Source organism: Sphingobium sp. CECT 9361, assembly GCF_918741285.1.
GTDB lineage: Bacteria > Pseudomonadota > Alphaproteobacteria > Sphingomonadales > Sphingomonadaceae > Sphingobium.
The window spans coordinates 59,010-70,133 of the sequence record NZ_CAKKNC010000002.1; the positions used below are offsets into that span (position 1 = coordinate 59,010).

At 64.7% G+C, this 11,124-nt stretch carries 11 protein-coding genes; all 11 read right to left on the minus strand.

What is annotated here, in order from left to right; genetic code table 11:
- Nucleotides 1-10 precede the first annotated feature (10 nt).
- Genes LQ220_RS05480 through LQ220_RS05530 form a run of 11 tightly spaced genes read right to left on the minus strand, consistent with a single transcriptional unit; the run spans nucleotide 11 to nucleotide 11,124 of the window.
- On the minus strand, nucleotides 11-1,447 hold the full coding sequence (locus LQ220_RS05480) for a conjugal transfer protein TraH (protein ID WP_230187513.1): 1,437 nt from the start codon (nucleotides 1,445-1,447) through the stop codon (nucleotides 11-13).
- Nucleotide 1,448: 1 nt separating this feature from the next.
- Nucleotides 1,449-2,300, minus strand: a complete 852-nt coding sequence (locus LQ220_RS05485) for a conjugal transfer protein TraF (protein WP_230187311.1) — start codon at nucleotides 2,298-2,300, stop codon at nucleotides 1,449-1,451.
- Complete coding sequence (locus tag LQ220_RS05490; protein WP_230187312.1) at nucleotides 2,281-4,008, minus strand: conjugal transfer protein TraN; 1,728 nt, start codon at nucleotides 4,006-4,008, stop codon at nucleotides 2,281-2,283. The genes LQ220_RS05485 and LQ220_RS05490 overlap by 20 nt, the downstream gene beginning before the upstream one ends.
- Nucleotides 4,005-4,769: a type-F conjugative transfer system pilin assembly protein TrbC gene (gene trbC / locus LQ220_RS05495; protein ID WP_230187313.1), complete on the minus strand. Its 765-nt coding sequence runs from the start codon at nucleotides 4,767-4,769 to the stop codon at nucleotides 4,005-4,007. The genes LQ220_RS05490 and trbC overlap by 4 nt, the downstream gene beginning before the upstream one ends.
- Complete coding sequence (traU, locus tag LQ220_RS05500; protein ID WP_230187314.1) at nucleotides 4,766-5,737, minus strand: conjugal transfer pilus assembly protein TraU; 972 nt, start codon at nucleotides 5,735-5,737, stop codon at nucleotides 4,766-4,768. The genes trbC and traU overlap by 4 nt, the downstream gene beginning before the upstream one ends.
- Before the next feature lie 53 nt (nucleotides 5,738-5,790).
- Nucleotides 5,791-6,438 (minus strand): type-F conjugative transfer system protein TraW, encoded by a 648-nt coding sequence (traW, locus tag LQ220_RS05505; protein WP_230187315.1) that lies wholly within the window; start codon nucleotides 6,436-6,438, stop codon nucleotides 5,791-5,793.
- The gene (locus LQ220_RS05510; protein WP_230187316.1) at nucleotides 6,435-6,959 is read right to left on the minus strand and encodes a S26 family signal peptidase; all 525 of its coding nucleotides are present in this window, start codon (nucleotides 6,957-6,959) and stop codon (nucleotides 6,435-6,437) included. The genes traW and LQ220_RS05510 overlap by 4 nt, the downstream gene beginning before the upstream one ends.
- The gene (locus LQ220_RS05515) at nucleotides 6,946-7,353 is read right to left on the minus strand and encodes a type-F conjugative transfer system protein TrbI (RefSeq protein ID WP_230187317.1); all 408 of its coding nucleotides are present in this window, start codon (nucleotides 7,351-7,353) and stop codon (nucleotides 6,946-6,948) included. Before LQ220_RS05515 ends, LQ220_RS05510 begins: the two co-directional genes overlap by 14 nt.
- Nucleotides 7,350-7,742, minus strand: a complete 393-nt coding sequence (locus LQ220_RS05520; RefSeq protein WP_230187318.1) for a hypothetical protein — start codon at nucleotides 7,740-7,742, stop codon at nucleotides 7,350-7,352. The genes LQ220_RS05515 and LQ220_RS05520 overlap by 4 nt, the downstream gene beginning before the upstream one ends.
- Nucleotides 7,743-7,771: 29 nt before the next feature.
- Nucleotides 7,772-10,315: a type IV secretion system protein TraC gene (gene traC / locus LQ220_RS05525; RefSeq protein WP_230187319.1), complete on the minus strand. Its 2,544-nt coding sequence runs from the start codon at nucleotides 10,313-10,315 to the stop codon at nucleotides 7,772-7,774.
- Nucleotides 10,315-11,124 (minus strand): conjugal transfer protein TraV, encoded by an 810-nt coding sequence (locus LQ220_RS05530; protein ID WP_230187320.1) that lies wholly within the window; start codon nucleotides 11,122-11,124, stop codon nucleotides 10,315-10,317. The genes traC and LQ220_RS05530 overlap by 1 nt, the downstream gene beginning before the upstream one ends.

Consider the following 11,124-nt stretch of genomic DNA (forward strand, 5'->3'; position numbering starts at 1 on the left):
GTTGGTTCGGTCAGTGGGTGAGGGCGCGGTTCTGGACGCCGCGCGACCAGTCCAGCGATGCGGCCATTCCGGGCGACATCGAGGCGGCCAGCACGTTCTCGATGAACGCCGTCTTCTCGATGATCTGCAGCACTGCATTGACCTTGAGGTGCGTGTTGGCCTGCCGGTCAGCGAGAGCCTGACGCACGACATTGACCTGATTCTGCCACATCGCGATCTTGGCTTCGTCGGCCCCGATGAAACTCGACATCGAGCGGCCCGCCTCGCTCACGATCCGGTCGAGCACGGCAAACAACAGGTCGACACTGGCGATCTCGGCCAGGGTCTCCCGGTCGTCGGTCGGCATGCCCCGGCCATAGGCCGCCTGGACGGTCAGGATCTTGTAGAGCGGGATAGACGCGACTTGCAGCAGTTCCTTTTGCTCTTCGCTGATCGCGGTGTCGTCGCGGATGGCCTGAACCATACTGCCGATGAGCGCAGCCACGCGCGGCCGCAGCGCTTTCGATGCCGGCAGGCTCAAGGACTTGAAGCCCGGGTTGAGGCACTTTTCCGTTTCGTCGCAGTCGAAAATGAGGACATTGCCATTCGCCGTGCCATCCAGCAGCGAAGTCACAAGAGTGGACGAAGCTTCGCCGACGATCGGCACGAACTTGCCCGGCTCATCGTCCTTGGGCGGCACGTAGATGATCGTGCCCAGCAGCGTCATCGCATATTCGGCGAGCTCTTCGTCGAACCGGCCGCCTGGCGAGAAGAACGCCGACTTCTTGAGGATCGTCCAGGTGTAGTTGCGCGGCACGCCGGGATTGACGTCGTCATATTTGCCCGACCCCTGCGCGGTTGTGCTCGAGCGCTGCCCTCTGGTGCCGCACCCATGCTTAGCTGCGGCATAGTCGGTGAAGATCCCTTCGGAGTTGCCGATCGCTTCGCAGATCGCCTTGTCGGCAAGATCGCCCTTCGGCCAAATTCCGCCCACCAGACCCTGGGCCATCTCGCAGGAGTTGATGTTGAGGTTGTTCATGAGCTGAGCCTTCTGGCTGAACTCCTGCATGATCTTCGAGCATTCAGGGCAGACCGTGTCGATCGCCAGGCTGAAGGCGAAGCCGACCGCATTGTTCGCGACTGCCTTCAGCATCGCGACGATCTCGCTCGCGTTGATGAAGCTGAAGGACCCGGCGAAGATGTCGATGCCGCCGCAACCGGCGCGGGCGCGCGGCAGCTGCAGATTGGCGATGTTGGTGGTCTTCTGCGGGAAGCGTGTCCAGACATTGCCGAGGCTGTAATAGCCGGCAGACTGCCCCTGGAACGCGGTCGGCCCGTTGACGTTGGCAGCGCCCCCGACGTCGTTCAGAAACGAGTCCATCGAACTGCCGACATCGGCCGATGCGCCAGACAGCGGGAGGGTGAGGGGGATGGCGGCTGCAAGGAGCGCAGCGGCGGCTCTTTTCATCCTAGTAGTCACGTCCAGCTTCCTTCGATGTGAGGAGGTAAATCCGGTCCTGCAGTTCGTCGGCGCTCATGACGCCGTAGCCGATCGGGATGGGGCGGCCGGTCTGCGCGTCCCAGAGCACGACCGCTGGCGTGATCTTGGGCTCGAGCCCCATGCGGCTGCGCTGGTTGGTCTCGACCGTGTAGTTCGGGAAATGCCGCGACGGGCCGCCGTCGGTCGAAATCGCGCGCACAGCGATATGCCAGGTCGAGGCAACGCTCTGCACGATTGGCGACATGACTTCGCAGGCGCCGCAGCTCTGAGCGAAGAAGTAGAACAGCCCGTAGCGCTCGGAGAGCTGAGCCATCGCGGCGTTCCGTTCCGCGCTTCGCGAATCCTGCCATTGGCGCTTGCCAAGCGTCGAGACCGGGCGCTGCAGCGTGTAGTCGAGCTCAGGATCCTGCCAGATCGCCCGCTGCCAGACGTCGCTGAAGAGCGACGCGCGGTCGAGCTGGGCGCGCTGGAAGCGGATATAGGCCGTCACATTCGCCGGCGTCGGCTCGAGGATCGCCTTGGCCTTCAGTTCGCGCAAAGTCGCCGTGATCGCATCAAGTTGGCTGGTCGCGCTGGCCGCAGGCGCTGGCGAGGGCGAATTCTGCTCCGGCGTCTTGGGCCGCTCGCAGTAGAACCAGTATCCGAGCCGCCGCTCCTCGCAATAGAAGCTATCCTGGCGCTCGGCCGATTGTGCGCTGGGCGGCGCATCGGTCCGGCTTGCGACCGACTGGGCGGTCGCCGGAGACAATTGGCAAACGGAATTGGTAATCGCGCAGGCGGCAAGCAGCCGCCACGCGGCCTTACTGGCGGGCGCGGGCATAGTAGTCCTCGATCTTCTGTTGGATGTCCTGAGTGGCCTGCAGCTCGTCAGGCAGGCGGGCGGCGTCGGTGAACTCGGAATAGACCTCGCTGAAATCCATTTTCGAGAGGTCGAGTCGGGCAAACTCGTCGATGGTGAAGCCCTGACATTGCTCGGTCTTGGGGCTGCCCCAGGGCTTGTTCAGCTGCTGGCGGCCCTGCTCCTGCAGGATCCGCGAGAGCTTGGATTCAAAGCAGCAGTAGACCTTGCGCTTGGTCAGGCACACGCCAAGGAACGACGACGAGCAATAGGTGCCGACGTAGGCGCACAGACCCTGTGCATCCTTCTGATGCAGCAGCGTCTCCTCGCGGCTGCAGCCCAGCGCCACGAGCAGCTGGATGCCCGGAATAAGTGGGAAACCCTTGCCCTTGCAGCAGTTGAGCACGCCGAAAACCTTGGACGAGCAGCTTTCCCGGGTCCCCTTGAACAGGGTGAGGTTGTCCGGATCGAATTCGCGGCGCGCCTGGTTCATCGCGTTCAAGGCGACGGCCGCGTCCTTGAACTCGTCGTTGGCCTCGCGCTGGATGGTCTCGCACGAGCCATCGATGCAGTAGACATCGCCGTCGCAGATGAACTGGCCGGTCGTTGCAGGCTGGTCTGGAACCGGGCAATCATAGACCCGCTCCCAGGTGCGGCAGGGCTCCCCCGCGAGGCAGTCTTCGCGCACCAGCTTGCAGCCTGAAGTGGCTTCAAGTGTCTGGCAGTCCTGGGCCTCAGTGAACTGCGCGCAGCTGTAATTGCGGCTCCACGCCCAGCACGGCTGCGTCACGGCGATGCCATCGACGATGCGGGTCACCGGATCGCTGTCCGTGCACGTCTCGGTGTCTTGCTGGCACGAGGTATCAGCCGCGAGACCAGCACACTGGCTTTCATCGCGCGTGGTCGTGACGACGTTCTCGCCTGTCACCGTGTGGGGCGTCGCGCCATCGACCGGCACCGTGCAACTAACGAGATCGACCCTTAGATTGCCCGAGTTACAGCCCCAGTAGATCCCGAAATAGGGGTCGCACAGATTGATCGGATAGGACTGCGTGACCGTGCATTGCGGAGCGGGGTAGCGGTTGCAGTTGTAGACCGAAGCCGGGTCGACCCCGCTACCACCAACACAGTAGTAGCCGTAGACCTGCCGCTGCTCGACACGCGCGGTCAACGTCACGGGGCAGGTCCGTGTTTCCTGTGTTGCGGTATAGCCAACATTGCAGGTCGCCATGTAGCGCGCCGCGGTTCCGCTGGCCGGCGGCAAGGGTACGCAGCGTCCCTGCGAGCCGCCGATGGCCATTCCGCTCGTATAGGCGAGCGGGTCATCGCTGATCACATTGCTGCGCGCGATCGTTGCATCGAGATCCTGCGGCGCAAATCGGGCGCGCCGGTCCATCGAATCCCGCATGGCCTTGTAGCCGGTGTTGGTCGTCGCCTGGCTCGCCGCTTCGCGGCTCATCCGGTCAGGATCGTCGAAGTAACCCGACTGGCTCGGCGTGCCGCCGAAATTGGGGATGCGGCTTGCATCCGGGTTCGTCGTTGCCGCGCTTTGCGCCGAGGCTGCCTTGTCCCGCCCGAAAGCCTTGCCGTCGGCCTTGGCAGCATCGGTTGTGGTTTGGGCGTGGAGCGGGCCGGCGAGGGCGAGCAGAAGCGCGCCCACGCCAGCGAGAGAGAGGGCTGGTCGTTTCATGGAACCTGCCTTTCAAGACGGGCGAGGTGCTGGGCGGCGAGCAAAGCGCCGGGGCCGCCGCCGCGCGCGAAGGTCTCCAGCGCGTAAGCTGCGCTGACATTGCCGCTCATCCGGTCGTGCGGCGGAACTTGCGTCCGGCAGTCGAACCCGTCGCACAGATCGAAGTCGCTGCTGGTGACGACGTAGGTGGGAACCGACTCGATCCCGAAGGCGCGGAACAGCCGCGGGTCGATGCCGACGCCGTCCAGCTGCTCGCCGGGCTTGGCAACTTTGGCCAATGCCGTGGTGAGAGCCTTGACGCTGTTGCCGGGCAGCCCGCGCAAGGCAATAACACCGCCAGCCTTGGTCACGTCGTCGATCATCGCACGCAGCGCTGCAGACGGCATCGATAGCGAAGCAAAGGCGATGAACCTCGGCGCCTCGCCCATGCCTTCGCTGGTCATGGCGCCGGCATCGGCCACCATCCGGTCAAAATCGAATGCGCTGGCCTCACCAGGCTTCGTGCTTGCGGCGGCCTCACGCGTGTAGCGGCGAGCGTGCGCCTCGGCCTCGTCGGAGCTGGTCCTCGCCTCCCGCGCGAGTGCTTCGGCTCTGGCGCGGGCATTGGCGGACAGCGCGTCGGCATCGGGGGCACCAGCACTGGCCCGCGCCCGGATAGCGGCCAGATCGAGGTCCGGTTCGGCAGTCTGCGCCGAGGCGCCAGCCAAAGCGGCAAGGCTGGAAAGCGACGTGACTACAAAAAGATGAGGAAGTTTGTTCATAGCGCACAGCAATTCCGCTTGCGCCAGACCAGGTAGCCCATGTCCTCGCCAATGGCGGGATAGACCTGGCCTGCCGACATGAAGGTGGTAGAGGCACCAATGGGCGCGCAGGCGTAGCGGCCCTTGGTCTGCGGATTGGGATTGGTGGCCTGGAAGCGGTACTGCTGCTTGCGCATCACCGGCATCAGGTACTTGCCGCAAAGCCCTTTGCTGCCCATCGTCCCCCAAGCGACGAGCTCGCGGTGGAGCTTGTAGGAGAAGCGAGCGAGCGCGAGCCGCGACGCCTGCACATGGCCAATCGTTGCCGAGACATTGCCGTTGAGCGGATACATCGTGCCCTGGCAGCCCGCGCACCAGAACAGTTCATCGGTCGGCAGCTTGGCCGTTGCCGCCACGCAGTCCGCTGCACAGGCGGCAAGCGCCAAAGGATTGGCGAAGAGGACAGCCTCGGGATTGATGATCGCAGTGAGTTCGCTGTCCTGCCAGAGCGGATCGATCTCGGTGATGTAGAGGATGTCGATCGAGCCGGACTCGAGGCACAGGAAGTCGGCAACGATCTCCATCCAGTAGACCAGCGGATAGGCATACCAGTGGACATGCCACTGCGAGTTGTACTGGGTGGCGCCACCGACCGCCGATGGCCCCGCCATCGACTTGAAGCCGATGTCGAACCCCGGATCGAGCTTCATCCCGCCGAGATTCACGAAACACCATGGCTTCATGCTGACGTCGGCGAGCCGGACCGGCTCCCAGAACCCCATGGCGATGCCCGGTCGCAAACCGCAGAGGCAAACGGGGAGAGCTGGGTTGCTCGTATCGGGTCGGCTCGACGGCCAGATCTTCAGGCCACCGATCGAGATCGGGAACAGGCATGACCAGCAGATGTCCGTGATCGGATTGACGAACTTGCCGGTGCAGCGCCCAGGGCCGGCCGCAGCCTGGGCCGGAGCGGCTGAGATGATATTCATGCTGGCGAGCAGAAGTGCTCCGCAAAGCCATGACAGAAGGCGATGTTTCTTACTCATGACGGCGCACGCTCCTTGAGAGGCACGGGCTGCTCGGTGATGAGGAGCGCGCGGCCCTGCTGCTCGACGGTTGCGGGCACCGCGCGAATGCCGAAGTGCTTCACCAGGCTGCCGCCCTGATCGAAGTAGAAGCGCCGCTGGCGGGCCTTCATGAGTTCGAGCGGCGCACCCCGCACGAGGACCAGCTTGGCTTTTGTGCTGGCATAGCGGCGGGTGGCCCAGGCGAGTTGTGCCGGGTCGTCCCCATCGAGAAAGACGAGAGGTGCGCGCAGCGGCACGGTATCGAGCGGATTGACCCGCGTGCCTGCGGCAATGATGACCCGGCCCTTGTCGTCGGCGATGTCGCGCGGGGCGGTGATCGTCGGATCGAAGCGCCAGCTGCGCAGCGCCGCGGCGAGGGTAACGCCAGCGACCGGCTCTGGCCGGTTGACCCGGGCGATTGTCCGCCGCTTCAGCTCTTCGTTGAGACGGGCCGTTTCGCCGGTCTTCTCAAGCTGGGTGAGCCTGGCATGGATCTGCTGAAGCAGGTCCGGTTCGATGACCGGCCATACCGCACCGTGCTGGCCGTAATCGCGAGCCATTGCCTGTGGTGCGATGGCCAGCGCCAGAGCAGTGGTGCAAACCGGCAGAGTGAGGAGCCTCACAGGATCGGCCCCCCGACCCCGAGTATGCGCGGCCCACAGATCCAACCGATCGCGGCATAGCGGCTGTCAAAGCCATCCTTGTGTTCGCTGGTGACAAAGTAGCAGCCTTTCGGAACGCGCCCCGTAGGCCCAAGCGCCAGCGGTTCGCCGAGGCGGCTCTCAAGCTTGGCCTTGGCCACGGCCTCACCGTTGACGAAGTAGATGCGGTTTTGCTCGGTGATGATGTCGCCCGGAACACCGCTCACCCGCTTGCCGAACGGCTTGGGCTTCGCCCCGAAATGCTTGACCAACAAAGGCGAGACGGGTGGGTCGAACAGGATGATGTCCCCGCGATGCACGGGTGCCCCCCGCGTGACCCAGATGGCCCAGTAGGGCAGGCTGGGGCTCACATTGATCATAAGCGCATGGCCCTGCGCGAAGGCGGCAAGCGAGGAGAGCGCCAGTGCCCCGGCGCCGAGCCCGCCCCAAAGCACGAGCCGGCGCGCCGAAGTTGAGCGGATAAAGAGATCAGCGGGCTGCATTGGGCGTGGCTCCCATGCGGCGCACGACGTCGGCACGCACAGACCCGGTCAGGTCCGGTGTGCTCCCGGCGACCACTGCTTCGGCAACCAGAACTGTCCGGCCTTTGCGTCCGAGCTTCTGCACCGAGGCTTCTACGGCCTTGAGGTAGGCCTGGACGCGCAATCTGGTTTCTTCCGGCGGCCGACCGGCACGCGCTTCAGCCTCGATGAAGTCGCCCATGATCCGGCTCAGCTGAACCGTGACGACCTCGCGCTTTTCCAGCTCAAGCAGCTTGTCCGTCGCCCAGACACCCCACAGAACCTGACCGATCATGCCCGCGCCGACCACGACGGCGGTGAGATTGATCGATGTAAGTCGCCAGCGCAGGCGCGATGTTGCCAGAATGTTCTTCACAGCTTTTCTCCCGAGAGTTCGCGGTCGAGGTCGCGGATGAAGCGCGGCATGCGCCACACGACGACGAGCGTCGCGAGACCGATCAGAACGAACTTGCACTGGCCGAGGAAGGTCACGCGCCGTGCGAGGTCGGCCGCCAGGAAGCGGTCACCGAGATTGGCGACATGGGCGAAGAAGGCATCGGGATTGCCGCCCGACAACAGCAGGAAGAACAGCAGCGGCAGGCCCAGCGCCATCAGGTAGGATGAGCCGAGAAACAGGCAGCCGCGAAGCAGAATGTAGCAGCCATCGGCCATGCGCGAGCGCAAGGTGTGGACTGGCTGGCTGACGGGCTGTTCGTCTTCGGACGGGTCGGTCCGGTCGAAGGGGGTGACGAGGTGGAGAGGCATGGAGACAGGGATCCTTTGGTGATGGGGTGTCAGCGGGTGGGATGAGCGATGCGCTCGATGGCATCGGCGAGCTGGTGCCCGCGCGCGATCTCGGCATCGATGGCGGCAAAGGTCTGGGGCGAACTCGAGAAGAGCGTTGCCGAATAGTCATCGAGCACGAGCCGCCCGATCGCCTCGGTCTCCGGCCCCTTGATGAACACCTCGGAATAGTCGCTCCCGGAGCGCTTGAGACTGCGGATCAGCGTCTCGGTGCGATCGTCCATATCGAGGCGCTTGCTCGCCTTGAAATCGGCGATCGTCTCCGGCTTCTGCTGCAGGATCAGCATCCAGTCGCTGTTCTCGAGCGCCGCCGTCGCCCCGTCCGACTTGTAGTAGTCGTTGAGCGACTGGGTAGCGGTCGCCAGCGCGCCGCCATACTTGCGGCAGGTGCGGGCGTAGGTTTCGACGAATTCACCCATCGAACCGCCCTTGAGCATCGACCAGGCTTCATCGATCAGCAGAAGCTTGCGCAGTGACCTCGGGCTTCGCGTCATGGCCTGGCTGGTCATGAACATGATGGCTGAGAGCACGACGCTGCGCAGATCCTCCCGGCTCGCGAGGTCGGACATCTCGAAGACCGTGAAGTCCGCATCGAGGTCGAGGCTTGCCTGGCCTTCGAAGAAGGCACCGTAAGTTCCGCCCGCCATGTAGGGGGCAAGCGCGGTTGCGATGTCAGCGGCAGTGTCATGGCCGAGACCGGCCAGCATCTCGCCGACGGTCGTGACCGTGGCAGCCGCGCCGTGCTGCGCCCAGACGAGGTTGACCGCCCGGTCAATCAATCCGCGCTCGGTATCCGTCAGCTTCGCGCTGTGGCGAGCCATTTGCCCGACGATGGCCTTGATCATCCCGAAGCAGTCGAGGCGGTAGTCCTCGTCTTCGGCGGCGCGGGTCGCATCGATCATCGAGAACGGGTTGAGGCAGAAGCCCGCTGCAATCGTGAACTCGACAAAGCGGCCGCCCTGCAGCTTGACCGAGTGCTCGAAGCTGCGGCCATCGTCGATCACGACCACCTGTGCGCCGGCACCGCGCAGCGCGGCGCACATCTCCTGGAGCAGTACTGACTTCCCCGATCCCGACTTGCCGCAGATCGCGACATTGTGGTTGCCGGCCTCGTTCTCGAACGGGGACCAGAAGAAGGGCTGGCCGCGCCGCCCGACGAACAGCAGGTGGGGGAGGGCGCTGCCGAGATACTCGCCCTGCATGGGCGCGATATTGGCGGCGGTCGTCGACAACACGGTCTTGAACCGCTTTAGCCGTTCCATGTCGGTGCCGAGCCCGTCAGCCAGGGTGAGCGGCATCGCGGCGAGCAATCCCTGGATCTGGAGGTAGCGCTCGTCGGTAAGGTCCCAGCCCGCCGCCTTGTAGATCGATTTGATCGCGCGTTCGTGGCGATCTCCCTGGCCCAGCGGTGAATAGGTCGTGACACCGTAGAAGACCCGCACGAGACGGCGGCCTTCCTGGAGCTCGGCCTGAACATGCTGCCACTCGGCGGCCTGTTCGCCGATCCGAGGCAGGAACCGCGCGCTGCGGGTTCCGGCGAGGCTGGTCGTCCGCATGAACTTGAATCCGGCCTTCGCCGATGCAGCCTCCTGATCCGGATAGACGAGACACAGCATGGTGGCGGCGGGGCAGGGGAAGCGCAGCTTGTCGGTGAACAGGTCGCCGATCAACCGCGCGCATTCCCACGGGGCCCAGCGCGATGGCATGTTGCGTACGGCAAAATGCCGGACATCGAAGGCATCGGGATAGACGGTCCCGATCTCGGGCACGCCGTCATTGACCTTGCCAGTGGGACGGAAACGCTCGGTCACGAGCCGCATGCGATCTTCAGCCACCACCAGTTCGATGTCGTGGCGGATCGCCTGGGCGGCGATTGGATCATTCGGGTTGTAGGGCACCGCATCGTCCTGCGGGGCGGTGGTGGGCGAAGTCAGATCATCGATGACAGCGATGAGCGCTTCCGGCCCGACTTCGACCACGCCGAGATTGAGCGACTTGAGCATCGCCACCAGGCCGTCGCGGGTCTGCTTGAGATCCTCATTGCTGACCGACTTGGAGGTCGGCACTCCGACCGAGACGATCACCTGGTGATGCCGCGCATGGAAGGGCGCGTCCGGCGAGCCGGACTCCCATACGAGCGAATAGAGCCGCCGCGCACGGTGCCGGGCAATTGCCTCGTACACGCCGCCCTGGATGTAGCGTGGGGCGAACCACGGGGCGATGATCCTGCTGATGCGCGGGCTTGCAAGGTGGAGTACCTGAAGGCAGGCGCCTGCTGGCAGTCCTTCCGAGAAGAACTGTCCCAGGATTTCCCCGGTGCGCTCGTCGGCTCCGATCAGCGGCGTAACCGAGAGGACAAAGCCCTTCGATCGTGCGTTGAAGTAAAGGCGGGTTGCCGGATCATAGACCCGGTAGGGGAGCCAGTCGGAGAGCATATCGACCATGAGCTGCGGACGGGCTTTGTCGGCGTGTTCGGCATCACCCAGCAATCCGCTGAGCAGCCGATCGACGACGGTCTTGAGTTGTTCGGCCATCACTTGGGTTCCTTGGGCTGCGAGGTGCTGACGATCGGCTGTTCGCCGGTTCTGACTGACGGGCGGATTGCGGCCTTTGCGGCTTCAATCGCCGCTGCGCTCGGGAACACCGGAGCGCTCTGCCCCGCCTCAGGCCGAGGGGCTCGATCACGCGGGGGAGGCGACGTGTCGAACCCCTCGACCGCCGGTGCCTTGGCACCGGCAACGGCCTCGCGCGCCGTGGAGGGGAGGACCAGCGGCGAGGCATCTGAAGTTTCGTTGAAGGGACTGGGGGCATCGGCGCCCGAGATGCCGCCAGCCTGACCCGCGTCGTCGCGTGCAGACGAGAAGGGCGACGCCTCGTCAGGTACGTTCGGGTCTCCCTCCGCGCCGTCCGGTGCAGGGGCTCTCCGAGCGGCTTTCAGCTGCCGACGGACCTGGCGCATCAGGGATCCGCCCTGGTCCTCACCCGCCTTGCGGCGCAGCTCGGTGGCCCAGCGTGGATTTTCGACGACGGTCCAGGCGACCGCTTCGTCATGCAGCGTTCCAGCTTCATCGACATGAGCGGGGAAGACGACGCGCAAGGTGCGTTCCGCCGTGCGGCTGGTGTCGGCATCCACGACGCCTGACCTCTGCCGCGCGTCAGCATGGAGCAGCGTGCCGTTCGACAGATTGTCCGTCGCCTTGGCATCGATGACGTGAGCCGGTGCGCAGTCGCCCTTCGGCGCGCGGCAGGTGAAATCGCCCTCGACGTTGGTGCCGAACGTGGCGCAGCCACTGGCAAGGCCGGCCAGACAGGCGCAGGCAAGGAGACGTGTCGGAAAACGCAT